We start from the raw sequence: 23,764 nt of genomic DNA, 5'->3' as shown, positions 1-23,764 counted from the left end.
AAGCCCGCTCCCACAAGGTTGTGTGTACAACGCCATTCCCTGTGGGAGCGGGCTTGCCCGCGAAGGCGTCACCTCAAACCCTGAACTTGCCCACCAGCATCTGCAAATGCGTCCCCAACCGCGCCAGCTCAACGCTGGAGGCGGCGGTTTCTTCACTGGCTGCCGAGGTCTGGTCCGACACATCCCGCACGTTCAGCACGCTACGGTTGATCTCCTCGGCCACAGCGCTTTGCTGCTCAGCCGCCGCCGCAATCTGCTGGTTCATCGCCTGGATCGCCGACACCGTGCGGGTGATGCTTTCCAGTGAGCCGCCAGCGCGGCGGGTCAGTTCGACGCTGCTGTCGGTCAGGGTGCGGCTGTTGTCCATGATGGTCGCCACTTGCTGCGTGCCATTTTGCAGGCCGACGATCAGCTCTTCGATCTCTTCGGTGGACTTCTGCGTGCGCTGGGCCAGGCTGCGGACTTCGTCGGCGACCACGGCAAAACCACGCCCGGCTTCACCGGCACGGGCCGCCTCAATCGCGGCGTTGAGCGCCAGCAGATTGGTTTGCTGGGCCACGGACTTGATGACGTCGAGCACGCTGCCGATCTTGTCACTTTCGCGCTGGAGTTCGCCCATGGCCTCGGTGGAGTGGCCGACTTCCTTGGCCAGGCGTTCGATCTGGGCGATGGCTTCGCCGACCACTTTGTCGCCCTCGCGGGCCTGTTGGTCGGCGGCGACGGCAGCTTCGGAGGCCTCTTCGGCGTTGCGCGCAACTTCCTGCACGGTGGCGGCCATTTCGTTCATGGCCGTCGCGACCTGGTCGGTCTCGATCTTCTGGCTGTTGACCCCGGCGCTGGTCTGCTCGGTGACTGCAGACAATTCCTCAGCGGCGCTGGCGATCTGCGTGACGCCATCGCTGATGCCGCCGATCAGCTCGCGCAAGCCCTGGGTCATGTTCTGCATGGCGCGCTGCAACTGGCCGAGTTCGTCGCGGCGCTTGGACGTCAGGTTGTGGGTCAGGTCGCCACTGGCTACTCGCTCAGCGACGGCCAGGGTCTGGTTCAGCGGAATGATGATCTGCCGGGTGATCGCCCAGGCTGCCAGCAGGCCGAAGGCGATAGCCAGTACGGTGGCGAGGGTCAGCATGTTCTTGGCGTGGGCGGCGTCGGCGTCGCGCACGATGGTTTGCGAGACGGTGAGTTTCTGGCTCATGTCCAACAGGATGTCGCCTTGCGCAGACATGCGTACCAGGGCTTTGGCGCTGGCCACCTGGGAGTCGCGGAACTGGCTGACGGCGGCGCGGTAGGCCTTCAGCGAATCAGACGCCTGTTGCAGATTGGCGATGTGTTCTTCGGGCAGTTTGGCCGGCAGGCTCTCGAGGTTCTTCAGGGCGTTGTCGATCGCATCGAGGGCAGGCTGTTCGGCTTCGCTCTTGCCGCTGTAGGTGTAGCCGCGAACCTGGAAGCGTGCTTGCTGGATCAGTTTGCTCAGGTCGATCACGCTGTTGAACGCCGCCACGCTCTCGCCCTGCAGCATGGATTTTTCCACTTCGGCGACGCGGGCCACGGCGTTGTCGGCGGTGGCGCCGAGTTTGCCGCGGGCGTCTTCACGCTGGGCACCGGCCTGGGTCATGTCACTGAAGGCGCGACGGTATTCGGCGACAGCGGCCAGTTGTTGATCGACCATGGCCGTATCAGCCGGTTGCTCGATCAGGCCACGGGCGGTCTGCAGGCCGCTTTCGAGTTTGCCCAGCAGATCGTTGACGGCGCCGGGACCTTGTTCACCGCGACGCATCTCGTAATCCAGGCGTGCAATGCGCAGGTCCTTGGTCAGGTCGTTGAGGCTGGCGATGAACCCCAGTTTATCGCCACGGCTGGTCACGCTGCTCAGGCCGCTCCAGCCGGTGAAGGTGATCAACAGGGTCAATAACAGCACCAGACCGAAGCCGATTCCCAGCTTGCGTTTGACGCTGACGTTTCCCAGATTCTCGGCTAGCCATTGGTACATGCTGAAACTCCCCGGACCACAATTTGGTTTTATGGGGGGGGTATCGGCAGGGGCGCCTGAATCTGTAGGCGCTGCCCGATGTAAGGACGGATGATGACCTGTGGGAGCGGGCTTGCTCGCGAAAGCGGAGTGTCAGTCACTTCAATGCCGACTGATACACCGCCTTCGCGAGCAAGCCCGCTCCCACAGGGGATTGTGTCTGGGATTAGAAAAGTCTTGCCAGCAGCGCGGTCACGGCGGTTTCGACGCGCAGGATGCGCTCGCCCAGTTGCACCGGTTGCAGGCCGGACTTGCCCAGCAGGTCGATCTCGTAGGGAATCCACCCACCCTCGGGGCCGATGGCCAGGGTCACCGGTTCGCTGAGTGCGCGAGGGCAGGGCGGGTAATTGCCCGGATGCCCGACCAGGCCGAGGGTGCCGTCGGTAATCGCTGGCAGGCGGTCTTCGACGAACGGCTTGAAGCGCTTCTCGATCACGACTTCCGGCAGCACGCTGTCCCGGGCCTGTTCGAGGCCGAGGATCAACTGCTCGCGAATCGCCTCGGGCTCCAGGAACGGCGTTTGCCAGAAGCTCTTCTCGACGCGATAGCTGTTGACCAGCACGACCCGTGGCACTCCCATGGCCGCCACGGTCTGGAACACCCTGCGCAGCATCTTGGGCCGTGGCAGGGCCAACACCAGGGTCAATGGCAGCTTGGCCGGTGGTGGCTGGTCGAGGGTGACGCGCAATTCCGCTTCGCCGGCGTCCAGGCGCAGCACTTCGGCCGAGCCCATCAGCCCGCCGATCCGCCCGACGCGCATGCTGTCGCCGACTTCGCAGCGGTGGACTTCCTGCATGTGGGACAACCGGCGATCACGCAGGACCGCCCGGTCGGCCGCAATGAAATCGGCCTCTTCGAGGAGCAGCAGGTTCACGCTTGGGTCGCTGGCGGCTGGTCGTTGTGATCGTCAGCCGGTTGGTCGTCCGGATGTTCGCCACGCTTGCTGATCAGGCTGCCAAACAGGATGCCGATCTCGAACAGCAGCCACATCGGCACGGCCAGCAGGGTCTGCGAGAAGATGTCCGGCGGCGTCAGGATCATGCCGACCACGAAGCAGCCGATGATCACATACGGGCGGATCTTCTTCAGGTATTTGACGTCGACCACGCCGATCCACACCAGCAGCACCACGGCCACCGGGATTTCGAACGCCACGCCAAAGGCAAAGAACAGCGTCATGACGAAATCGAGGTAGCTGGTGATGTCGGTCATCATTTCCACGCCGGCCGGGGTGGCGGAGGCGAAGAACTTGAAGATCAGCGGGAACACCAGGAAATAGGCGAACGCCATGCCGGCGTAGAACAGAAAGATGCTGGAGACCAGCAAGGGCACGGCGATGCGCTTTTCATGCTTGTACAGGCCCGGGGCGATGAAACCCCAGATCTGGTGCAGGATCACCGGGATGGCCAGGAACAGCGAGACCATCATGGTCAGCTTCAGTGGCGTCAGGAACGGCGACGACACGTCGGTGGCAATCATCGTCGCGCCAGCGGGCAGGTACGCGCGCAGCGGCGTCGAGACGAAGGTGTAGATCTGCTGGGTGAAGGCGAACAGCCCGGCAAAGATGATGAAGATCGCCGCTACGCAGCGCAGCAGGCGGGTACGCAACTCGGTGAGGTGCGAAACCAGCGGCATGTGCTGGTCGTTTTCAGGAAGATCGCTCATGGGGCTCGCGGCGGCAGTGTTGGGTCATGAGGGGCCGGCGCAACGGGCGCAGCCGCAGGTGTAACAGGTTCAACCGGAGTGGCTGCAACAACAGGCGCAGGTTCGACAGGCGCGACAACGGGAGCGGGTGTTGGCTCGACGGCAGCGGCAGGCGCTTGAATCGTCTGCGCACCCACATGCTCCACTGGCGTCGGCTCCTGCTGGGTCGGCGTGAAGATTTTCCGCGCCTCCTGCTCAAGCGACAGGATGTGTTCGTTGTGCAGTTGCCGACGAATCTCGTCGGCACCGATTTCACGTTCAACTTCCTGTTTGATCGCGTTGAAGCTGCGCTTCAGGCGCCCGACCCACAGGCCAGCGGTGCGCGCAGCGCCCGGCAAGCGCTCGGGGCCCAGCACCAGCAGGGCGACGAGGCCGACGAGCAGCAGTTCAGAGAAGCTGATACCAAACATTAGTCAGTGCTCACACGTCTTTGCGGATCGGCTCTTCGACTTTCTGTGCCTGCACGTCGATGGTGTGCGGCTGGTTCACAGAGGCCTGGGGCTGTACCGGCGGAACCGGTTGGGCCGGGGTCGCATTCGGGTCGGCCGGTTTTTCGTCGTCGTTCATGGCTTTCTTGAAGCCCTTGATCGATTCGCCGACGTCAGTGCCGAGGTTTTTCAGCTTCTTGGTGCCGAATACCAGTACCACGACAACCAGGATGACGATCCAGTGTTTCCAGTCAAAAATGCCCATGCTGCTGCTCCTCTCTAATAGTTATTCAGGCGGACGGGCGCGAGGCTTTCTCGGCGTGTCCGGAGAGACCGAAACGACGGTCCAGTTCATCGAGTACAGCCTGTGGATGCTGCCCCAGTTGGGCGAGCATGACCATGCTGTGGAACCACAAATCGGCGGTTTCGTAGATCACATCGCTGCAGTCGCCGCTGACGGCGGCGTCCTTGGCGGCAATGATGGTCTCGACCGACTCTTCGCCGACTTTTTCCAGAATCTTGTTCAAGCCCTTGTGGTACAGGCTGGCGACATACGAGCTGTCGGCGGCGGCGCCTTTGCGCGCTTCCAGTACCTCGGCCAGACGAGTCAGAGTGTCACTCATGTTTGTGTCCTGCGGAATAGATGGCGTGCGGATCTTTCAGGACCGGGTCGACCGTTGTCCAGTCGCCGTTCTCATAGACGCGGTAGAAGCAGCTCTGGCGGCCGGTATGGCAGGCGATGTCGCCGATTTGCTCGACCATCAGGATGATGACGTCGGCGTCACAGTCCAGGCGCATCTCGTGCAGGGTTTGCACGTGGCCGGACTCTTCGCCCTTGCGCCACAGCTTGCCACGGGAACGCGACCAGTAAATGGCGCGGTTCTCGGCAGCCGTCAGTTCCAGTGCTTCGCGGTTCATCCAGGCCATCATCAGGACGCGCCCGGTCTTGTGATCCTGGGCAATCGCTGGCACCAGGCCGTCGGCGTCCCACTTGATCTCGTCCAGCCAATTCTTCATCTACGACTCCGATACGGGCCCGCACTTCAATAATCGGGGGCCTACGTTCAATGCAGCGTCCAAACAGTGTGCCAGCGTGTTGCGCGACTGGCTATCGGCGAACGACCAGATACAAACCCACCGCCATCATGATGCCGGCCGGCCAGTAAGCCAACTGGTTCAGCGGGCCGCCAGCGGCAAGGATGGCGCCCCCGGCCAGGTGAGCCGTGCCGAGCAGGCGCAGGAACCAGTCGTCACGGCGCCGATGCCAGGGTGGCGGCGGGTCGTAGGCATGGGGTTGGGACATGCGTTCGAGCAGGTCGCGGGCCATGTTGGCCAGGTGCGGGAGCTGCTCGAACTGGCTGTGCACGTTGCCGAGCAGGGCTTTGGGGCTGACGCGCTCACGCATCCAGCGCTCAAGGAACGGCTGCGCGGTGTTCCACAGGTCGAGGTCAGGGTACAGCTGGCGGCCCAGGCCTTCGATGTTCAGCAGGGTCTTTTGCAGCAGGACCAACTGCGGCTGCACTTCCATGTTGAAGCGGCGAGCGGTCTGGAACAGGCGCATCAGCACCTGGCCAAAGGAAATATCTTTTAACGGTTTTTCGAAGATCGGCTCGCACACCGTACGGATCGCCGCTTCGAATTCGTTGAGTTTGGTTTCCGCCGGCACCCAGCCTGAATCGATGTGCAACTGCGCCACGCGACGGTAATCGCGCTTGAAGAAGGCGAACAGGTTGCGTGCCAGGTAATCCTGGTCTTCCGGGGTCAGGCTGCCGACGATGCCGCAGTCGATGGCGATGTACTGCGGGCTCCACGGACTTACAGTGCTGACGAAAATGTTGCCGGGGTGCATGTCGGCGTGAAAGAAGCTGTCGCGGAACACTTGGGTGAAGAAAATCTCCACGCCACGCTCGGCGAGCATTTTCATGTCGGTGCGCTGGTCGGCCAGGGTCGCCAGGTCGGTGACCTGGATGCCGTAGATGCGCTCCATCACCAGGACTTTCGGCCGGCACCAGTCCCAATAGACTTGCGGCACGTACAGCAGCGGCGAACCTTCGAAGTTGCGCTTCAACTGGCTGGCGTTGGCCGCCTCGCGCAGCAGGTCGAGTTCGTCGTAGATGGTTTTTTCGTAATCGCTGACCACGTCCACCGGGTGCAGCAAACGCGCATCGGCCGAGAGTTTTTCGGCGGCGCGGGCGAGGATGAACAGCCACGCCAGGTCTTGGGCAATCACCGGCTTGAGGCCCGGGCGGATCACCTTGACCACCACTTCTTCGCCGGTTTTCAGTTGCGCGGCATGCACCTGCGCCACCGAGGCCGAGGCTAGCGGTTCAACGTCGAAACGGCTGAACACGTCGCTGATTTTCTTGCCCAGCTGTTCTTCGATCAGCTTGACCGATACTTGCGAATCAAACGGCGGCACGCGGTCCTGCAGCTTCATCAGCTCATCGGCGATGTCTTCCGGCAACAGGTCGCGACGTGTGGACAGGATCTGCCCGAACTTGATGAAGATCGGCCCCAGGTCCTGCAGTGCCAGGCGCAAGCGCGCGCCACGGCTCAGGTCCAGGGTCTTGCGCGGGAACCAGCGCCACGGCAGGGCATAGCGCAGCGCCCGCAGAAACCAGGGTAGCGGCAGGGCGAACAGCAGGTCATCGAGGCGGTAGCGGATCACGACGCGCTGGATGCGCAACAAACGGCGGACGGCAAGCAGCTTCATGCGTTATCGCTTGGGTCGAGGGATCGGGAAAGGCGCTCGAAACGCGCCTCGAGACGTTCCAGATCAAGCTTGATCTGGTCCAGTTCACTGAATCGGGCTTCGGCTTCGCGCTGACCGACGAGGGTGCGCGATTCTTCCGCCAGGTATTCGCCCAGGTTCTGGCCCAGGCTGGCAAAGCCTTGCTGATACCAGCGGGCGCGGCTGCGCAGGTGACCACCAACCAGTTGCGTGGCGACCGGACCCAGCCAGCGCGAGAGTTCGTACTCCCAGTCCAGCTCCAGGTCCTGCAGGATCGCCGCCAGTTCCAGCAGTACGCCGCTGTCGCCGTCGAGTTCCACTTCAGGTCTGTGCAGGATCGCGGTCTTGTCCTTGCTCATGGCCAGATTCAGCAGGCTCGAGGCCGGTGCACGCAAGGTGCAGTCGGCGCCGGTTTCCCACTGGGAGGCGAGCATCAGGCCTTCGTCGCTGGGCAGGATGAACAGGTGCAGCGCCGGGCTGCGGCAATCGACGGCAATCACCTTGCCGGTCAAATGCGCCAGCCGCGGCAGCGCCGTGCTGTCGAGACGCAGCACCCGGTTCAGACCGAGTTCAACGCTGGCGAGCAGGCCGGCGAGCAGCATCAGGGCTTGATGCCGCGGTGCAGGGCAACGATGCCTGCGGTCATGTTGTGATAGGTCACGCGGTCGAAACCGGCCTCGACCATCATCGACTTCAGGGTTTCCTGATTCGGGTGCATGCGGATCGATTCGGCCAGGTAGCGGTAGCTTTCCGAGTCGTTGGTGATCAGCTTGCCCATCAGCGGCATGAAGGCGAACGAGTAGGCGTCGTAGGCCTTGGACATCAGCGCGTTGGTCGGCTTGGAGAATTCCAGCACCAGCAAACGGCCGCCCGGCTTGAGCACGCGCAGCATCGAGCGCAGGGCATCTTCCTTGTGGGTCACGTTGCGCAGGCCGAAGGCGATGGTCACGCAGTCGAAATGGTTGTCCGGGAACGGCAGTTTTTCCGCATCGGCCTGGACGAATTCGACGTTGCCGGCCACACCGAGGTCCAGCAGGCGGTCACGACCGACCTTGAGCATGGATTCGTTGATGTCGGCCAATACGACCTGGCCGGTCGGGCCTACCAGGTGCGAGAACTTGCGGGTCAGGTCGCCGGTACCGCCAGCGATATCGAGCACGCGATTGCCGGTACGAACGCCCGACAGTTCGATCGCGAAACGCTTCCACAGACGGTGCATGCCGCCCGACAGAAGGTCGTTCATCAGGTCGTACTTGGCGGCTACCGAGTGGAATACCTCAGCGACTTTTTCCGCTTTCTGGCTTTCCGGAACGTTTTTGAAGCCGAAGTGAGTGGTGGGTTCGGCATCGCTGCCTTTGCGCTGATCAGTCATATCGCTGTCACCAAAAGAGAATGCGCGACATTCTAATCCCCAAGGCATGCTTTGTCTTGGCAAGGCTGAAGGTAAGATGGGCAACCATCGGGACGTTTTGACGCAGCAGAGGTCAAGATGCCTGGGGAAAGCATCCATAAAGCAGGAGTCATTTGATGGCCCGTATTAGTGTTGAACGTGCCCATGGCCTGGGTAAGGAAGCGGCTCGCGAAAAGGCCGACAAGCTGGCGCAGAAACTTTCCGATCAGTATGGCCTGGAGCCGCAGTGGTCCGGCGATACCCTGAACCTCAAGCGCTCGGGTGTGAAAGGCGCGGTGCATGTCGCCGAGGATTCGATTCGCGTCGAAGTGGAACTGGGCCTGATGATGTCGGCCATGAGCGGCATGATCAAGGCTGAGATCGAAAAGGCGCTGGACAAGGCGTTGGTCTGATTTCTGTTTGAAATGAGATCCGCTGTGGGAGCGGGCTTGCTCGCGAAGGCGGTGCGTCATTCAACATTGATGTTGACTGACCTGACGCTTTCGCGAGCAAGCCCGCTCCCACATTTTGTTTTGTGGTGTGGCCAAAGGTTTATGTCAGTTGTTAGGGTGCCGTTTCTAATTTTTCTCCCTACTTTGTGCCAGAGCCCGACACTTATCCGGGCAGTTCCTCAAACCTTCTGCGCGTGAGGTGCACCATGGCCAAAGTTATTTTGAAGAAAAAAATCGACGTATCGACCAGCACGCTGGGCGACGTCAAATCCTATGCCCGCAAGATCTGGCTGGCAGGCCTGGGTGCCTACGCCAAGGTCGGTCAAGAGGGCAGCGAATACTTTCAAGAGCTGATCAAGGCTGGTCAGGTTGTTGAAAAGAAAGGCAAAAAAGTAGTCGCTGAGAAACTTGAAGCGGCCAATGCCGAGATCGATGAAGTCAAGAGTGAAGTCAGTACTTTCAAAGGCCGCGTCGAAGTTCAACTCGACAAGGTCGAGAAGGCGTTCGACACGCGTGTCGCAAGTGCCTTGAATCGTATCGGCATTCCGTCTAAACATGACGTTGAGACACTCTCTGCTAAGCTCGATGAGCTAACGGCATTGCTCGAACGTGTCGCGCGTAAATCTTAAGGAGAACGGGATGGCTGTTAAAAAGAAAACCGAAAAAGAAGGCAGCTCGTGGATCGGGAAGGTTGAAGATTACTCCCGAAAAATCTGGCTGGCTGGTTTAGGCGTGTACTCGAAGATCGACACTGACGGCAGCAAACTCTTCGATGCATTGGTTAAGGACGGCGAGAAAGCCGAGAAGCTCACCAAGAGCGCTGTTGGCAAGACCGTCGACGCCGCCAAGGACTCCGCTTCTTCGGCCAAATCGCGCATCAGCGGCGTGAAAGATCGCGCACTGGGCAAGTGGGATGAGCTGGAAGGTGCTTTCGACAAGCGTCTGAACAGTGCCATTTCGCGTCTGGGTGTACCGAGCCGCAACGAAGTCAAGGCGCTGCACAGCAAGGTCGAGACCCTGACCAAGCAAATCGAAAAGCTGACCGGTGCCAAGGTTGCGCCTGTTGCGGCGAAAACCGCGGCGGCCAAACCTGCTGCCAAGACTGCCGCCGCCAAGCCAGCAGCGAAAACTGCTGCCAAGCCACTGGCAAAAGCAGCGGCTAAACCTGCTGCCAAGCCTGCGGCTAAAACTGCAGCCGCCAAACCTGCAGCAGCCAAGCCTGCGGCCAAACCGGTTGCTGCGAAAGCTGCCGCCAAACCGGCTGCCAAGCCAGCAGCGGCCAAGCCTGCGGCTAAAACGGCTGCAGCAAAACCAGCCGCCGCCAAACCGGCAGCCAAACCTGCTGCCGCGAAAAAACCTGCAGTGAAGAAGCCAGCAGCTCCAAAAGCCGCTGCGCCAAAACCAGCAGTAGCAGCTGCCAAACCGGCGACCCCGGCAACCCCGACAGCAGCTCCGGTCAGCGCATCGAACTCCGCGACCGCACCGACCCCTGCTGTCACTCCGACTGCCGCGCCAGCTCCATCGACGCCAACCAGTCAGTCCTGATTTTCAGGGCTCAAAAAAACGCCCGGCCTGCCAAGGTCGGGCGTTTTTGTTTGCGCACGAATCTCTGAGCGACGCAGCCCCACTGTAGGAGCGAGCTTGCTCGCGATGGTATTGCAGGCGCTGAGTAGCGTCGGCTGTACCTTTTTCGCGAGCAAGCTCGCTCCTACAGGGGGGAAGCTGTGGTCAGAGTTATTCGTGGTCTTCCAGATACGCCATCGCCATCTGCTCGGTCGCAGCCTTCATCGAGGGCAGCAGGTGTGGCGCGACCAGCATCATGATTTGGTAAACCACCAGCCGCACCTCACCTTCGCGATCAAGAATCCGCTGATAATCCAGCGAAAACAGCAGTGTCATGGTGATCTGTTCCACCAGTTGTCCCAATGCCTGGGTCTCACTGACCAGCAGCCCTTGTGCCTTCAATCGTGCCAGCAGCGACGCCAGTGTGCGCTTGAGTGCATTGAGCAGATTGCGGATGCCCTTGGCCAGTTTCGGCAGGCGCCCGGCGAGGTTCGACAGGTCCTGGAAGAGGAACCGGTAGTGGGACAGGCGTTCGACGATCAGGTGCAGGAACAGCCAGTAATCCTCGGGGGCCAGTTCGACATCGGCCGGCGGATCGAGCAGTGGGGCCAGTTCGCCCTGAAAGCGCTCGAACAGCCCGAGAATCAGCGGTTCCTTGCCGTGGAAGTGGTAGTAGAGGTTGCCCGGGCTGATGCCCATTTCATTGGCAACTTCCATGGTGGAGACATTCGGTTCGCCCTTTTGATTGAACAACTGCAGGGCACATTCGAGGATCCGGTCGCGGGTTTTCATCCAGTCTTCTTAATGTTCGTGCCAGGCCAACCTCCAGTCCTGTAGGAGCGAGCATGCTCGCGATGGTCGTTAACGATTACGCGGGCTACCTGATGATCCGCGGCGTCTGGATGTCCATCGCGAGCAAGCTCGCTCCTACCGGGTCGGAGACTGACTGTGGCCTTTTTTAGGTTCAGCGCACACGTACGTAGGTACCGGGCGCAGCTTCCATCGGTGGATAGTTCTGGTTGCCGAGCGCCATGTGGGTTTCCTTCTGCGCGCCGGAGCGTTCCTGAATCCAGCCCAGCCATTGGGTCCACCAACTGCCGTCGACATGCTTGGCGTCGTAGTACCAGGCACGGGGGTCGCTGCTCAGTTTGCCGTTTTCGACATAGTTGGCTTTCGGGTTGCTCGGCGGGTTGAGGATGCTCTGCACATGACCGCTGTTGGATAGCACGAAACGCCGCTCGCCACCGAGCAGCAACGTCGAGCGATACACCGCATCCCATGGCGTGATGTGATCGTTGATACCGGCGACGCTGAAGCTGTCGACGGTGACTTTCTGCAAATCGATCGGCGTGCCGCACACTTCCAGCCCACCTGGATGAGTGAGCGGGTTGTGCTTGAAGAAGTCCAGCAGGTCGCCATGCAGGGCCGCAGGCAGGCGGGTGTTGTCGTTGTTCCAGTAGAGAATGTCGAACGCCGGTGGCTCCTTGCCCAGCAGGTAGTTGTTGACGAAGTAGCTCCAGATCAAATCGTTGGGGCGCATCCAGGCGAAGACCTTGGCCATGTCACGGCCGTCCAGCACGCCTTTCTGATAGGAACGGCGCTTGGCAGCCTCCAGGGTCTGCTCGTCGGCGAACAGCGTGGCGGGGCTATCCAGCTGACTGTCGAGCAGGCTCACCAGGTAAGTCGCGCTGGACACCCTGCGCAACTGCCGCTTGGCCTGCAAATGGCCTTGCAGCGCGGCAATGGTCAGCCCGCCGGCGCAGGCGCCCATCAGGTTGACTTCGCGTGCGCCGGTGATCGCCCGGCAGACATTCATGGCCTCTTCCACGGCCTCCACGTAGGTCGAGAGCCCCCATTCACGGTGACGCACATCTGGGTTGCGCCAACTGATCATGAAGGTCTGCAGGCCGTTTTTCAGGGCGTACTGGACGAAGCTGTTGTGCGGGCTCAGGTCGAAAATGTAGTACTTGTTGATTTGCGGTGGCACCACCAGCAGGGGCTTGGAGTACTGCTTTTCGCTCATGGGCTTGTACTGGATCAACTCCAGCAGCTCGTTGCGAAACACCACGGCACCTGTGGTAGTGGCGACCGTCCTGCCGACCTCGAACGCTTGCTTGGTGACTTGTCGGGGCAGGCCATCGTTGTGCAGCAGATCGTCCAGCAAATGGCCGATGCCACGCACCAGGCTGTTACCGCCGGAATTGAACAGTTCCTTGACCGCCAGTGGATTGAGCAGGGTGTTGGAGGGCGATACCGCATCGTTGAGCAAGGCGAAAGCGAAGTGCGCGCGAGCGCGATCGTCCGGGCTCATGTTGCTCTCGTCGATCCAGCTCTTGACCTGTTTCTGCCAGCTCAGATAGGCCTGCAGGCTGCGGCGATAAAACGGGTTGAGGCTCCACGCCGGATCGGCGAAGCGAGCGTCCTGCGGGTTGGTCGGGTGCAAGGTTTCGCCCAGCAACACACGGCCAAGCTGACCGCCGAGTTTGAGGGCATGTCGAGCGCTGTGCACCGGATTGCGCAAGCCATGGGCGGCCACACTGCGCAGGGTCGACAGCAGATCCCGGCCGCGCAGACCAGTAATCGCACTCTGTGCATTGATGAACGCGGCGGGAGTCGGTAAGGATTCCCTCGCTGGTTTCTCGCGCATGAGTCAACACTCCTTCGTCTTCAGGCCAAATACAAATACACCGAACCAGAACACCATAGACGCTGTAACGGGTTGCTGCGCGGCGTGGCGTCCTGCCGACCGCTGATGCAGCGCTTTAGCCGCCCAATGGCGCCGGACGCGGATGCATCACCGCGCGCTGGCGCTCCTCTTCGAGGAATTTCATGATGATCGGCGCCACCGCTTCGGCCCGGGTAATCAGGAACAGATGGCCGTCATCGATGATGTGCAGCTGGGCGTTGGGAATCCGCCAGGCCAGCAAGCGCATATTGATCAACGGGATCAACGGGTCATCGTCGCCGGCCAGCACCAGGGTCGGCTGGCGGATCTTGTGCAGCCAGTGAATGCTGGTCCAGCCGAGGCCAGCGAACAGCTGCCAGTAGTAACCGAGCTTGCCCGCCGAACGCACCTTGGCCGCATGGCTCGCGGCCAGCGTCGGGTCGCGACGGAACGCGCCGCCGTAGATCATCGGCGCAATGCGGATCACGTGGGACGGCTGGATGTAGCGTCGCGGGCTGGCCATCATCCATAAAACCTTCGGCTTGCCCGGCACCATCACCGCACCCGCCGCCGTCGCCGCCAGCACGAGTTTCTTGCAGCGTTCCGGATAGTCGTAAGCGAACTGCTGGGCCAGGGCGCCACCCCAGGACACGCCGATGACGTTGACCTGCCCGTAGTCGAGGTAGTCGAGCATCCGCGCCGTGAGCTTGGCCAACCCCGGAAAGCGATACGGTCGGTTCGGCGTCGATGAACCGCCGACACCGGGTACGTCGAAGGCGATGACTTCCAGGTCCGGGTCCAGCGCCGCGATGAACGGGAACACCAGCTCCAGGTTGGCGCCGATGCCATTGAAAATCAGCAGGGGCGTCAAGTGAGGCTTGCCGGGGCGTACCGCCGTGCGGAGCGTCTGGCCATCCAGATCGACGGTACGGAATATGAAGGGTTGCGGCATGCTTCTGGCCCTGTGGGTGGATCTTGGTTCCTGACACGCATTCTGTAGGAGCCGGCTTGCTGGCGATGCGGTCACCTCGGTTTGCCAGTCTCACCGTGGTGATGCGTTCGCCAGCAAGCCGGCTCCTACAGGTCTGCGGGTCTAGCGCTCGTGCACGTAAGTGCCTGGTGCAGCTTCGCCTGCTGGATAAGCTTTGTTGCCCAATTTCAGCGGAGCTTTTTTCAGGTTGCCCGAACGCTGTGTCTGCCAGGCCTGCCAATGCAGCCACCACGAATCGGCGTGCTTGGTCGACTCTTCCTGCCAGTCATCGGCATTGGCGGTCATTTCGGTACTGGTCATGTAGCGCGATTTCGGATTGCCCGGCGGGTTCAGAATGCTCTGGATATGCCCACTGCTGGACAGCACGAATTCGACATTGCCGCCGAACAGTTGCGCCGACTTGTAGCAAGAGCGCCACGGGGTGATGTGATCGCTGGTCCCGGCCAGGGAAAAAATATCGGCGGTGACCTGTTTCAGGTCGATCGGTGTGCCGCACACTTCCAGTGCATTCGGACGAATCAGTGGATTGCTTTTGAACATTTCGATCAGGTCGCCATGGAACGCGGCCGGTAACCGGGTGGTGTCGTTGTTCCAGAACAGGATGTCGAATACTGGCGGCTCGTTACCCAGCAGGTAATTATTGACCCAGTAGTTCCAGATCAGGTCGTTGGGGCGCATCCAGGCAAAGACTTTCGCCATGTCGCGGCCTTCCAGTACGCCGGCCTGATAGGAGTGGCGCTTGGCGCTTTCGAGGGTTTGTTCATCGACGAACAACGCCACATCGCTGTCCAGGGTGGTGTCGAGCACACTGACCAACAGCGTGAGGGCGTTGACCTTGTTCTCGCCAATCGCTGCGTAGTGGCCCAGCAGCGCGGTGCAGGTGATGCCGCCCGAGCAGGCGCCGAGCATGTTCACGTCCTTGCTGCCGGTGATCGCGGTGACCACGTCGACCGCTTCCTTGAGCGCCTCGATGTAAGTCGACAGGCCCCACTCACGCTGCTCCTTGGTCGGATTGCGCCAGCTGACGATGAAGGTTTGCACGTTGCTGCGCAGGCAGAACCGCGCCAGGCTTTTCTCCGGGCTGAGGTCGAAAACGTAGAATTTGTTGATTTGCGGTGGCACCACCAGCAGCGGGCGTTCGTGCACCTGTTCGGTGATGGGCTTGTACTGGATCAGCTCCAGCACGTCGTTGCGAAACACCACTGCACCTTCGGTCACGGCCAGGGTCTTGCCGACTTCGAACGCACCCATGTTGACCTGGCTCGGCATGCCGCCGTTGTGTACCAGGTCCTTGGCCAGATGCGAGAGGCCGTCAAGCAGGCTTTTACCGCCAGTTTCGAAGAAACGTTTGACTGCCGCCGGGTTGGCCGCCGTGTTGGTCGGGGCGAAGGCTTCGGTCATGAGGTTGATCACGAAGTGGCCGCGACTGACGTCCTTGGCCGGCAGGCTGCTGTCGTCGATCCAGTCGTGGAGTTCCTTGCGCCACGCCAGGTAGGTTTGCAAATAACGTTTGTAGAGCGGGTTCTGGCTCCAGGCCGGATCGGCGAAGCGACGGTCATCGCTGTTGGGCAGCAGCTCGGATTTGCCTAGCAGTACGTTCTTGAGTTCAAGACCGAAATGAGCGACATGCTTTGCGCTGTGAATCGGTTGTTTGATGGCCTGCCTGAGCACCATGCGAGCAGAAGCCAGTAGATCTTTTCCACGCAATCCAACGACAGGATTCAGCCCCAAGGTATTTTCGGAGGCTTGCTGCTTCAAGTCATCGTTATTCTTGTTACTCATCTACGACGCTCCAATGTCCTGAGACGAGTACCCGGGTCCTGCTGTGCAGTCACACAATCAATGCCAGGTACTGCTGCTCGGGTGACCGTTAATACTGCATCGCTGCTTTTTGTTCGCAGAGAGCACTGCAGGGAACTTGCCAGTTCCATTGGTTACCCGAGTTTAATTTTTTTCGCAAGCAGGCCAATCGACGGCCTTGGAGCGGAGCATTCAAACAGATGAAATTAGAAAATGCCCTCTAAAGAGCGAGAGGCTTGGATTAGAGCATCAGCTTGACGACGGATTCGTTCGGATCGCGGGTTTTTCCGGCGGCTTTTAGCTCGGCCAGATAATCTTCCCAGAGTGCGTCATAACGTCGCCCCAGCTCGTAAAGATATTCCCAGGTGAACAGACCGCTGTCGTGACCGTCATCGAAGGTCAGTTTCAGTGCGTACTGACCGGCCGGTTCTACCTTGGCCAGGCCGACGTTGATCTTGCCAAATTGCAGGATGGGTTTGCCGTGGCCCTGGACTTCGGCGGAAGGAGAGTGCACGCGCAGGAACTCGGCGGGCAGGGTGTATTCCTCGCCGGACGCGTATTTCAGCGACAGGGTTTTCGAGGCTTTGTGCAGCTTGATGTCGGTGGGGAGTTGGGTCATGAGCGGATGTCCAATTGTGTGTGGGACCCCGATTCAAATGTGGGAGCGGGCTTGCTCGCGAAGGGGCCTTAACATTCAACAGTGATGTTGATTGTCAGACCGCTTTCGCGAGCAAGCCCGCTCCCACAGGGTCCGTCATCGCTGTAAGTATGGCTTACAGGATATAACGGGACAGGTCTTCGTTCTGCGCCAATTCACCCAGGTGGCTGTTGACGTAGTCGGCGTCGATCTGGATCACCTTGTCGTCATGGGCGCTGGCCAGGTCGCCGGCGCTGAACGACACCTCTTCGAGCAGACGCTCGAGCAGGGTGTGCAGGCGACGGGCACCGATGTTTTCGGTTTTCTCGTTGACCTGCCAGGCGATCTCCGCGATGCGCTTGATGCCGCTAGGCAGGAACTCGATGCCCAGGCCTTCGGTTTTCAGCAGCGCGCAATATTGCTCGGTGAGAGAGGCGTGAGGCTCACTGAGGATGCGTTCGAAGTCTTCCGGGCTCAGGGCCTTGAGCTCGACACGGATCGGCAGACGGCCTTGCAGTTCGGGCACCAGGTCGCTCGGCTTGCTCAGGTGGAACGCGCCGGAAGCGATGAACAGGATGTGGTCGGTCTTGACCATGCCCAGCTTGGTGTTGACGGTGCAGCCTTCGATCAGCGGCAGCAGGTCGCGCTGTACGCCTTCACGGGATACATCGACGCCACCGGAATTGCCACGCTTGGCGACCTTGTCGATTTCGTCGATGAACACGATGCCGTGCTGCTCGACAGCCTCCAGGGCCTTGGCCTTCAACTCTTCATCGTTGACCAGGCGGCTGGCTTCTTCGTCGCGCACCATCTTCAGCGCTTCTTTGACCTTGAGCTTGCGGGACTTCTTCTTGCCCTTGCCCATGTTGGCAAACAGGCTCTGCAACTGGTTGGTCATTTCTTCCATGCCCGGTGGCGCGGAGATGTCGACGCCGGCCATTTCGGCGACTTCGATTTCGATCTCCTTGTCATCCAGCTGGCCTTCGCGCAGGCGCTTGCGGAACAGCTGGCGGGTGTTGGAATCGGCAGTCGGGGCATCGTCGCTGCTGAAGCCCATGCGCGCCGGTGGCAGCAGTGCGTCGAGGATGCGCTCTTCGGCGGCGTCTTCGGCGCGGTGGCGAACCTTGACGATTTCCTGCTCGCGCAGCAGCTTGATCGCCGCATCGGCCAGGTCACGAATGATCGATTCGACGTCGCGGCCGACATAACCGACTTCGGTGAATTTGGTCGCTTCGACCTTGATGAACGGCGCATTGGCCAGTTTTGCCAGGCGACGGGCGATCTCGGTTTTACCGACACCGGTCGGGCCGATCATCAGGATGTTCTTTGGCGTGACTTCAACGCGCAGCTCTTCAGGCAGTTGCATGCGGCGCCAGCGATTGCGCAGAGCAATGGCGACGGCGCGTTTGGCATCGTCCTGGCCGATGATGTGGCGGTTGAGTTCGTGGACGATTTCACGGGGAGTCATGGACATAATATTCAGTGGACCTCAAGCAAGAATGGGCCTTGGTGCGGTGGGCTGCACGGGCTTACTCGGCGCAGTCCTGCTCCTCGATGGTCTGGGTGTGGTTGGTGAATACACAGATGTCGGCGGCGATGCCGAGGGCGGTTTCGACGATTTCCCGGGCCGACAGATCGGTTTTCTTCAGCAGCGCGCTGGCAGCAGCCTGGGCGTAACCGCCGCCGGAACCCATGGCGATCAGGCCTTCTTCGGGTTCAACCACATCGCCGTTACCGGTGATGATCAGGGAGGCATCTTTGTTGGCGACCGCGAGCATGGCTTCAAGGCGGCTCAGGGAGCGGTCGGTGCGCCATTCTTTGGCGAGTTCGACGGCGGCGCGCACCAGGTGACCCTGGTGTTTTTCCAGCTGGCCTTCGAAACGTTCGAAGAGGGTAAAGGCGTCGGCGGTGGCACCGGCAAACCCGGCGATGACCTGGCCGTGGTACAGGCGGCGAACTTTTTTCGCATTGCCTTTCATCACGGTATTACCAAGGGAAACCTGGCCGTCGCCGCCCATGACGACTTTGCCGTGGCGGCGAACTGAAACGATGGTGGTCAAGGGAAGAGTCTCCACGCAGCGGGGCGAAAATGCCTTATGCCCATTCATATGGGGGTGCTGGAGTGGATTTCAACTGTAGGACGCGGCGGGGGACGAATGGCGTGCAATAACTGTGGCGAGGGGGGCTTGCCCCCGCTGGGGTGAGAAGCGCCCCCAAACCCAGACTCCATGTTGCTTCAGGCAAATCCGGAATTCCGGTTTTGCGGCCGCTACGCGACCGAACGGGGGCAAGCCCCATCGCCACAGGGTTTTGTGGGCAACTTCAAGCAAGGTGCCCACAGTGAGGACTCAGCGGCTTTGGCGTTGTTGTAACAACAGATTGCTGAAACCGGCGCCGGCCAGCTGTTTCTGCGCAGTGGTCAGTTGTTCGCGATTGCTGAACGGACCGACCAGAACCCGATACCAGGTTTCGTCCTTCACCGTCCCGGACTCAACCGCCACAGCCTGGCCGAGCAGGATGATCTGCGCGCGAACCTTGTCCGCGTCAGCTTCTTTGCGGAACGAACCGGCCTGCAGGAAGAACTTGGTCACCGGCGCCGCCTTGACCGGCGGCGCTGGTGGCGGCGTGATCCCGGCCAGGGCGGCCTGGGCGCGAGCCGTGTCGATCTTCGCCGCTTCGGCCGGGGTCACCGGCGTGGTCGGAATGGTCGGCACTTGTGGCGTCGGCAGGGTTTTTTCCGGCACGGCATCCGGCGGCACGATGACTTCCGATTCCGGCAGCAAGGTGTAGAAGTCGTACTTCGGTTTCACCGGTTGCGTCGGACTCGGCGGGGTCTTGTTGGCCTCGGCGATCTTGCTGGCTTTCTGCTGTTGCTGTTGTTCGACCTTTTCACGCTTGACCGTGTCGCTGCCCTTGCCCGGTTCCAGTTTCATCAGGAATACGATGAAGGCGCCGACCGTCAGGCCGATCGCCATCCACAGCCAGCCCGGGATCGGTTGCTTTGCAGGAGCTTGGTAACGGCTGGCGCCACGCTTGGGTGCTGGTTTTTTCTTGGCAGCCAACTTACATACGCTCCAGAGTTTCCAGGCCCAAGAGTTCCAGGCCTTGCTTGAGAGTGCGTCCGGTCAGCGCGGCAAGGCGCAGGCGGCTCTGCATTTGTGCCGGGGTGTCGGCGGCGAGGATCGGGCAGTTCTCGTAGAAGCTGGAGAACAGGCCGGCAACGTCGTACAAGTAAGTGCAGAGGATGTGCGGGGTGCCTTTTTCGGACACGTTGTTCAGGATCTCACCGAACTGCGCGAGTTTTGCCGCCAGTTCGTGTTCGTGTGCCGCTTCGAGAACGATCTGGCCGTCGACTTCGCTGAAGTCCTTGCCGAGTTTGCGGAACACGCCGGCCACACGGGTGTAGGCGTACAGCAGGTACGGCGCGGTGTTGCCTTCGAAATTCAGCATCAGGTCGAAGTTGAAGCTGTAGTCGCTGGTACGGTGTTTGGACAGGTCGGCATATTTCACTGCGCCGATGCCCACGACCTTGGCGATATTGCGCAACTCGGCTTCGGCCAGCTCCGGGTTCTTGTCCTTGACCAGGGTGTAGGCGCGTTCCTGGGCTTCGGTCAGCAGGTCGATCAGCTTCACGGTGCCGCCATCGCGGGTCTTGAACGGACGGCCGTCAGCGCCGTTCATGGTGCCGAAGCCCATGTGTTCCATTTCCATCGGATGGGTCACGAAGCCGGCCTTGCGCGCTACGGCGAACACTTGCTGGAAGTGCAGGGCCTGACGCTGGTCGACGAAGTACAGCGCGCGGTCAGCCTTGAGCTTGCCGCTACGGTAGCGCACCGCCGCCAGGTCGGTGGTGGCGTAGAGGTAGCCGCCGTCAGCCTTGACGATGATCACCGGCAGCGGGTCGCCGTCGGCATTCTTGAACTCGTCGAGGAACACGCACTGGGCGCCGTTGCTCTCGACCAGCATGCCTGCGGCCTTCAAATCGTTGACCACGTTGATCAGGTCGTCGTTGTAGGCACTTTCGCCCATCACGTCGGCCATGGTCAGCTTGACGTTGAGCAGTTCGTAGATCTTCTGGCAGTGCGACAGCGAGATGTCCTTGAACTTGGTCCACAGCGCCAGGCAGTCCGGATCGCCAGCCTGCAGCTTGACCACCAGGCCACGGGCGCGGTCGGCGAATTCTTCGGATTCGTCGAAGCGTTGCTTGGCGGCGCGGTAGAAGTTCTCCAGGTCCGACAGCTCGTCGCTGGTGATCGGGTTTTCCTGCAGGTAAGCCATCAGCATGCCGAACTGGGTGCCCCAGTCGCCGACGTGGTTCTGACGGATCACGGTGTCGCCGAGGAACTCCAGTACGCGGGCCACGCCGTCGCCGATGATGGTCGAGCGCAAGTGGCCGACGTGCATCTCTTTGGCCAGGTTGGGGGCCGACAGGTCAACCACGGTGCGCTGCACCGGGCCGGCCTTGCGCACGCCGACGTGGGTATCGGCCAGGGCGGCGTCCAGGCGAGCGGCCAGGGCGTCGGTGTTCTGGAAGAAGTTCAGGAAGCCGGGACCTGCGATTTCGGTCTTGGCGACGTTTTCGTCAGCCGGCAGCGCGGCGATGATTTTTTCCGCCAGATCGCGGGGCTTCATGCCAGCCGGCTTGGCCAGCATCATGGCAATGTTGCTGGCGAAGTCGCCATTTTTCTTGTCGCGCGAGTTTTCCACCTGGATCGCCGGCGACAGGCCTTCAGGCAACACACCTTCGTTGACGAGTTGGGTGATGGCTTGTTGGATCAGCTGGCGAATGGTGTCTTTCATGGTCTTCTCTTTCGACCGCAGGCGCGGCGGCGCATCATGCGCTGGTGGAAAAACTGGGCATTATCCGTTGCGAAGACGGGCTTGCCAACCTTAGCAGGCAGGTTGTGGATGTGTGGTGACAATTTGGGCCTCTTCGCGAGCAAGCCCGCTCCCACAGGTTTTGAGGTGGATACAAAATGTAGTTCCACCCGAGAACCATTGTGGGAGCGGGCTTGCTCGCGAAAGCGATTTCAAAATCAATATAGATCTACGGGATCAACATCCAAAGACCAGCGCACCGCTCGCCCGCTAGGCATCTGCTCCAGCACCAGCAACCAACCGGCCAGCAATCGATGCAGCGGTGCCCGCGCCGTAGCCTGCAATAACAACTGCGCCCGATAACGCCCGGCCCGTCGCTCCATTGGCGCCGGCACCGGCCCCAGCAATTCAATGCCGGTCAGGCCCTGTTCGGTCAGTAAACGCTCAGCCTCACTGCAAGCTTCATCGAGGAAACCTTCGGCCTGACCCGGCTTGTGCGCCTCGGCCCGCAGCAGCGCCAGGTGCGCGAACGGCGGCAAGCCGGCCGCACGGCGTTCGCTCAAGGCCTGTTCGGCAAAGGCGAAATAGCCTTGCTCGGTCAGTTGCACCAGCAGCGGATGGTCGGCCAGGTGCGTCTGGATAATCACTTTGCCCGGCTCTTCGGCGCGGCCTGCGCGGCCCGCGACCTGGACGATCAGCTGAGCCATGCGCTCGCTGGCGCGGAAGTCACCGGAAAACAGGCCGCCGTCGGCGTCGAGGATCGACACCAGTGTCACCCGTGGAAAGTGGTGGCCTTTGGCGAGCATTTGCGTGCCGATCAAAATGCACGGCTGGCCTTTTTGAATGGTCGCGAACAACTGGTTCATCGCATCCTTGCGTGATGTGCTGTCGCGGTCGACCCGTAGCACCGGATAGTCCGGGAACAGAATCGACAGGCGCTCCTCGGCCCGTTCGGTGCCGGCGCCAACGGGGCGCAGATCCACCTTGTTGCATTTCGGGCACTGGCGCGGCACGCGTTCGACGTAACCGCAATGGTGGCAGCGCAGTTCACCGTATCGCTGATGCACGGTCATTCGCGCGTCGCAACGCTGGCATTCGGACATCCAGCCGCAGTCATGACAGAGCAGGGTCGGGGCGAACCCGCGGCGGTTGAGGAACACCAGTACCTGCTGCCCGGCGGCCAGGGTCTGGCCGATGGCTTGTTGCATCGGCCCGGAAATGCCGCTGTCCAGCGGGCGGCTTTTGACATCCAGGCGCAGGAAGCGCGGCTGCTTGGCACCGCCGGCGCGTTCATTCAAGCGCAGCAGCCCATAGCGGCCGGTGTAGGCGTTGTGCAGGCTTTCCAGCGAGGGAGTAGCGGAGCCGAGGACAATCGGGATGTTTTCCTGCCGCGCCCGTACCAGTGCCAGATCGCGGGCGTGGTAGCGCAAGCCTTCCTGCTGCTTATAGGAGCCGTCGTGCTCTTCGTCGATGATGATCAGGCCGGGGTTCTTCATCGGTGTGAACAGGGCTGAACGGGTGCCGATGATAATGTCGGCCTCACCATCCCGGGCGGCCAGCCAGGCCTCGAGGCGTTCGCGGTCATTGACCGCCGAATGGATCAGCGCGATGCGGGCATTGAAACGCTGTTCGAAGCGCGCCAGGGTTTGCGGGCCCAGGTTGATTTCCGGGATCAGCACCAGCGCTTGCTTGCCGGCCTCGAGGGTTTCGCGGATCAACTGTAGATAGACTTCGGTCTTGCCGCTGCCGGTGACGCCGGCCAGCAGAAACGCGTGGTAACTGTCGAAGCCGGCGCGAATCGCCTCATAGGCGGCACGCTGTTCCGGGTTCAGCGGCAGTTCCGGTTGCGCCAGCCAGTGTTCATGGCGTGCACCGGGGGCGTGGCGGCGGATCTCGACTTGCACCAGCTCCTTGGCCAGCAACAAATCCAGGCTGTCCTTGCTCAGCATCAGCTTGCTCAGCAATTGATGGGCGACGCCGTGGGGGTGTTGGGCCAGCGTGGCCAGGGCTTCGCGCTGGCGTGGGGCGCGGGCGATGCGCGGATCATCGAGGCTGGCCCCCGGCGCTACGGACCAGAAGCGTTCCTGGCGCGCTTCGGCCAGCTCACCCTGGCGCAGCAGCACCGGCAGTGCCCAGCTCAAGGTGTCGCCCAGGCTGTGCTGATAGTACTGCGACGTCCACAGGCACAGTTTGAACAGCGCCGGTGGCAGCGGTGGCGTAGCGTCGAGCAGGGCGAGGGCCGGCTTGAGTTTCTCGACTGGCACTTCGCTGGTGTCGGTGACTTCCACCAGGATCCCGATCATCTCGCGTCGACCGAACGGCACCCGCAGGCGCATGCCAGGGTGCAACTGGGCGCGCAGGACGCCGGCCGGAGCGCGGTAGTCGAACAGGCGGCGCAGCGGCGAAGGCAGGGCGAGGCGCAGAATGGCGTCGGGCACGCGGGGGATCTCGATAAGCGGAATAAACAGCAGGGCTATACCCTGTGGGAGCGGGCTTGCTCGCGAAGACGGCGTGTCAGTCAACATTTAAGTCGCCTGACACGCCGCTTTCGCGAGC

General features: G+C 61.2%; 23 protein-coding genes and 1 pseudogene. 3 read left to right on the top strand and 21 right to left on the bottom strand.

Annotated elements, in window-relative coordinates; translation table 11 throughout:
* Positions 1–73: 73 nt before the first annotated feature.
* The 11 genes and pseudogenes from KGA88_RS31740 to ubiE all read right to left on the bottom strand — a co-directional run bounded on the left by KGA88_RS31740 (position 74) and on the right by ubiE (position 8,264).
* On the bottom strand, positions 74–787 hold the full coding sequence (locus KGA88_RS31740) for a methyl-accepting chemotaxis protein (RefSeq protein ID WP_411740840.1): 714 nt from the start codon (positions 785–787) through the stop codon (positions 74–76).
* Between the two features lie 141 nt (positions 788–928).
* Positions 929–1,990: pseudogene (locus tag KGA88_RS31735) on the bottom strand (methyl-accepting chemotaxis protein); the annotation flags it as partial.
* 205 nt (positions 1,991–2,195) lie between these two features.
* Complete coding sequence (locus KGA88_RS09935; protein WP_223590467.1) at positions 2,196–2,903, bottom strand: 16S rRNA (uracil(1498)-N(3))-methyltransferase; 708 nt, start codon at positions 2,901–2,903, stop codon at positions 2,196–2,198.
* A complete protein-coding gene (gene tatC, locus KGA88_RS09930) occupies positions 2,900–3,694 on the bottom strand; it encodes a twin-arginine translocase subunit TatC (protein ID WP_007989278.1) in 795 nt (264 codons plus the stop codon). Before tatC ends, KGA88_RS09935 begins: the two co-directional genes overlap by 4 nt.
* Positions 3,691–4,143, bottom strand: a complete 453-nt coding sequence (gene tatB / locus KGA88_RS09925) for a Sec-independent protein translocase protein TatB (RefSeq protein WP_110662507.1) — start codon at positions 4,141–4,143, stop codon at positions 3,691–3,693. Before tatB ends, tatC begins: the two co-directional genes overlap by 4 nt.
* 10 nt (positions 4,144–4,153) lie before the next feature.
* A complete protein-coding gene (locus KGA88_RS09920; RefSeq protein ID WP_007989280.1) occupies positions 4,154–4,426 on the bottom strand; it encodes a twin-arginine translocase TatA/TatE family subunit in 273 nt (90 codons plus the stop codon).
* A gap of 25 nt (positions 4,427–4,451) precedes the next feature.
* A complete protein-coding gene (locus tag KGA88_RS09915; RefSeq protein ID WP_085725457.1) occupies positions 4,452–4,784 on the bottom strand; it encodes a phosphoribosyl-ATP diphosphatase in 333 nt (110 codons plus the stop codon).
* Complete coding sequence (gene hisI / locus KGA88_RS09910; protein ID WP_007989281.1) at positions 4,777–5,178, bottom strand: phosphoribosyl-AMP cyclohydrolase; 402 nt, start codon at positions 5,176–5,178, stop codon at positions 4,777–4,779. Before hisI ends, KGA88_RS09915 begins: the two co-directional genes overlap by 8 nt.
* A gap of 91 nt (positions 5,179–5,269) precedes the next feature.
* A complete protein-coding gene (gene ubiB / locus KGA88_RS09905; protein WP_110662390.1) occupies positions 5,270–6,874 on the bottom strand; it encodes a ubiquinone biosynthesis regulatory protein kinase UbiB in 1,605 nt (534 codons plus the stop codon).
* On the bottom strand, positions 6,871–7,494 hold the full coding sequence (locus tag KGA88_RS09900; RefSeq protein ID WP_110662391.1) for an SCP2 domain-containing protein: 624 nt from the start codon (positions 7,492–7,494) through the stop codon (positions 6,871–6,873). Before KGA88_RS09900 ends, ubiB begins: the two co-directional genes overlap by 4 nt.
* Positions 7,494–8,264 carry a bifunctional demethylmenaquinone methyltransferase/2-methoxy-6-polyprenyl-1,4-benzoquinol methylase UbiE gene (gene ubiE / locus KGA88_RS09895; protein WP_007989286.1) on the bottom strand — a complete coding sequence of 257 codons (771 nt, stop codon included), beginning with the start codon at positions 8,262–8,264 and terminating at the stop codon, positions 7,494–7,496. Before ubiE ends, KGA88_RS09900 begins: the two co-directional genes overlap by 1 nt.
* Before the next feature lie 155 nt (positions 8,265–8,419).
* Between ubiE and KGA88_RS09890 the strand changes: the two genes are divergently transcribed.
* The 3 genes from KGA88_RS09890 to KGA88_RS09875 all read left to right on the top strand — a co-directional run bounded on the left by KGA88_RS09890 (position 8,420) and on the right by KGA88_RS09875 (position 10,279).
* Positions 8,420–8,695, top strand: a complete 276-nt coding sequence (locus tag KGA88_RS09890; RefSeq protein WP_103397263.1) for a polyhydroxyalkanoic acid system family protein — start codon at positions 8,420–8,422, stop codon at positions 8,693–8,695.
* Between the two features lie 245 nt (positions 8,696–8,940).
* The gene (locus tag KGA88_RS09880; protein ID WP_110663007.1) at positions 8,941–9,363 is read left to right on the top strand and encodes a phasin family protein; all 423 of its coding nucleotides are present in this window, start codon (positions 8,941–8,943) and stop codon (positions 9,361–9,363) included.
* Between the two features lie 10 nt (positions 9,364–9,373).
* Positions 9,374–10,279, top strand: a complete 906-nt coding sequence (locus KGA88_RS09875) for a phasin family protein (RefSeq protein ID WP_223590465.1) — start codon at positions 9,374–9,376, stop codon at positions 10,277–10,279.
* A 189-nt stretch (positions 10,280–10,468) separates the two neighbouring features.
* Here the strand turns inward: KGA88_RS09875 and KGA88_RS09870 are convergent, their stop codons facing one another.
* From KGA88_RS09870 to KGA88_RS09825, 10 genes are all read right to left on the bottom strand, one after another.
* The gene (locus KGA88_RS09870; RefSeq protein ID WP_110663321.1) at positions 10,469–11,089 is read right to left on the bottom strand and encodes a TetR/AcrR family transcriptional regulator; all 621 of its coding nucleotides are present in this window, start codon (positions 11,087–11,089) and stop codon (positions 10,469–10,471) included.
* Positions 11,090–11,261: 172 nt separating this feature from the next.
* The gene (gene phaC / locus KGA88_RS09865) at positions 11,262–12,944 is read right to left on the bottom strand and encodes a class II poly(R)-hydroxyalkanoic acid synthase (RefSeq protein ID WP_110662585.1); all 1,683 of its coding nucleotides are present in this window, start codon (positions 12,942–12,944) and stop codon (positions 11,262–11,264) included.
* A 115-nt stretch (positions 12,945–13,059) separates the two neighbouring features.
* Positions 13,060–13,914: a poly(3-hydroxyalkanoate) depolymerase gene (gene phaZ, locus KGA88_RS09860; RefSeq protein ID WP_110662584.1), complete on the bottom strand. Its 855-nt coding sequence runs from the start codon at positions 13,912–13,914 to the stop codon at positions 13,060–13,062.
* 141 nt (positions 13,915–14,055) lie between these two features.
* A complete protein-coding gene (phaC, locus tag KGA88_RS09855; protein WP_110662090.1) occupies positions 14,056–15,735 on the bottom strand; it encodes a class II poly(R)-hydroxyalkanoic acid synthase in 1,680 nt (559 codons plus the stop codon).
* A 259-nt stretch (positions 15,736–15,994) separates the two neighbouring features.
* Positions 15,995–16,372 (bottom strand): gamma-butyrobetaine hydroxylase-like domain-containing protein, encoded by a 378-nt coding sequence (locus KGA88_RS09850; RefSeq protein WP_223590462.1) that lies wholly within the window; start codon positions 16,370–16,372, stop codon positions 15,995–15,997.
* A 154-nt stretch (positions 16,373–16,526) separates the two neighbouring features.
* Positions 16,527–17,864 carry an HslU--HslV peptidase ATPase subunit gene (hslU, locus tag KGA88_RS09845; protein ID WP_110662089.1) on the bottom strand — a complete coding sequence of 446 codons (1,338 nt, stop codon included), beginning with the start codon at positions 17,862–17,864 and terminating at the stop codon, positions 16,527–16,529.
* A gap of 55 nt (positions 17,865–17,919) precedes the next feature.
* Complete coding sequence (hslV, locus tag KGA88_RS09840; protein ID WP_046031180.1) at positions 17,920–18,450, bottom strand: ATP-dependent protease subunit HslV; 531 nt, start codon at positions 18,448–18,450, stop codon at positions 17,920–17,922.
* 288 nt (positions 18,451–18,738) lie between these two features.
* Positions 18,739–19,452 (bottom strand): SPOR domain-containing protein, encoded by a 714-nt coding sequence (locus KGA88_RS09835; protein ID WP_110662535.1) that lies wholly within the window; start codon positions 19,450–19,452, stop codon positions 18,739–18,741.
* Between the two features lies 1 nt (position 19,453).
* Entirely contained in the window at positions 19,454–21,190 is a 1,737-nt protein-coding gene (argS, locus tag KGA88_RS09830) for an arginine--tRNA ligase (protein ID WP_223590460.1), read from the bottom strand.
* 236 nt (positions 21,191–21,426) lie between these two features.
* On the bottom strand, positions 21,427–23,646 hold the full coding sequence (locus KGA88_RS09825) for a primosomal protein N' (protein WP_223590457.1): 2,220 nt from the start codon (positions 23,644–23,646) through the stop codon (positions 21,427–21,429).
* Positions 23,647–23,764: the final 118 nt, after the last annotated feature.

Source organism: Pseudomonas sp. A-R-19, assembly GCF_019956575.1.
Lineage (GTDB): Bacteria > Pseudomonadota > Gammaproteobacteria > Pseudomonadales > Pseudomonadaceae > Aquipseudomonas.
This window is presented reverse-complemented; position numbering and strand designations above follow the sequence as displayed.

Excerpts from the sequence above, each read along its gene's own strand:
- hslU (WP_110662089.1), bottom strand. The coding sequence starts at position 17,864 with ATGTCCATGACTCCCCGTGAAATCGTCCACGAACTCAACCGCCACATC.
- KGA88_RS09915 (WP_085725457.1), bottom strand. The coding sequence starts at position 4,784 with ATGAGTGACACTCTGACTCGTCTGGCCGAGGTACTGGAAGCGCGCAAA.
- phaC (WP_110662090.1), bottom strand. The coding sequence starts at position 15,735 with ATGAGTAACAAGAATAACGATGACTTGAAGCAGCAAGCCTCCGAAAAT.
- tatB (WP_110662507.1), bottom strand. The coding sequence starts at position 4,143 with ATGTTTGGTATCAGCTTCTCTGAACTGCTGCTCGTCGGCCTCGTCGCC.
- KGA88_RS31740 (WP_411740840.1), bottom strand. The coding sequence starts at position 787 with ATGAACGAAATGGCCGCCACCGTGCAGGAAGTTGCGCGCAACGCCGAA.
- argS (WP_223590460.1), bottom strand. The coding sequence starts at position 21,190 with ATGAAAGACACCATTCGCCAGCTGATCCAACAAGCCATCACCCAACTC.
- phaC (WP_110662585.1), bottom strand. The coding sequence starts at position 12,944 with ATGCGCGAGAAACCAGCGAGGGAATCCTTACCGACTCCCGCCGCGTTC.
- KGA88_RS09890 (WP_103397263.1), top strand. The coding sequence starts at position 8,420 with ATGGCCCGTATTAGTGTTGAACGTGCCCATGGCCTGGGTAAGGAAGCG.
- KGA88_RS09900 (WP_110662391.1), bottom strand. The coding sequence starts at position 7,494 with ATGCTGCTCGCCGGCCTGCTCGCCAGCGTTGAACTCGGTCTGAACCGG.
- phaZ (WP_110662584.1), bottom strand. The coding sequence starts at position 13,914 with ATGCCGCAACCCTTCATATTCCGTACCGTCGATCTGGATGGCCAGACG.
- KGA88_RS09850 (WP_223590462.1), bottom strand. The coding sequence starts at position 16,372 with ATGACCCAACTCCCCACCGACATCAAGCTGCACAAAGCCTCGAAAACC.
- ubiB (WP_110662390.1), bottom strand. The coding sequence starts at position 6,874 with ATGAAGCTGCTTGCCGTCCGCCGTTTGTTGCGCATCCAGCGCGTCGTG.
- KGA88_RS09870 (WP_110663321.1), bottom strand. The coding sequence starts at position 11,089 with ATGAAAACCCGCGACCGGATCCTCGAATGTGCCCTGCAGTTGTTCAAT.
- KGA88_RS09880 (WP_110663007.1), top strand. The coding sequence starts at position 8,941 with ATGGCCAAAGTTATTTTGAAGAAAAAAATCGACGTATCGACCAGCACG.
- KGA88_RS09920 (WP_007989280.1), bottom strand. The coding sequence starts at position 4,426 with ATGGGCATTTTTGACTGGAAACACTGGATCGTCATCCTGGTTGTCGTG.
- hisI (WP_007989281.1), bottom strand. The coding sequence starts at position 5,178 with ATGAAGAATTGGCTGGACGAGATCAAGTGGGACGCCGACGGCCTGGTG.
- ubiE (WP_007989286.1), bottom strand. The coding sequence starts at position 8,264 with ATGACTGATCAGCGCAAAGGCAGCGATGCCGAACCCACCACTCACTTC.
- tatC (WP_007989278.1), bottom strand. The coding sequence starts at position 3,694 with ATGAGCGATCTTCCTGAAAACGACCAGCACATGCCGCTGGTTTCGCAC.
- KGA88_RS09875 (WP_223590465.1), top strand. The coding sequence starts at position 9,374 with ATGGCTGTTAAAAAGAAAACCGAAAAAGAAGGCAGCTCGTGGATCGGG.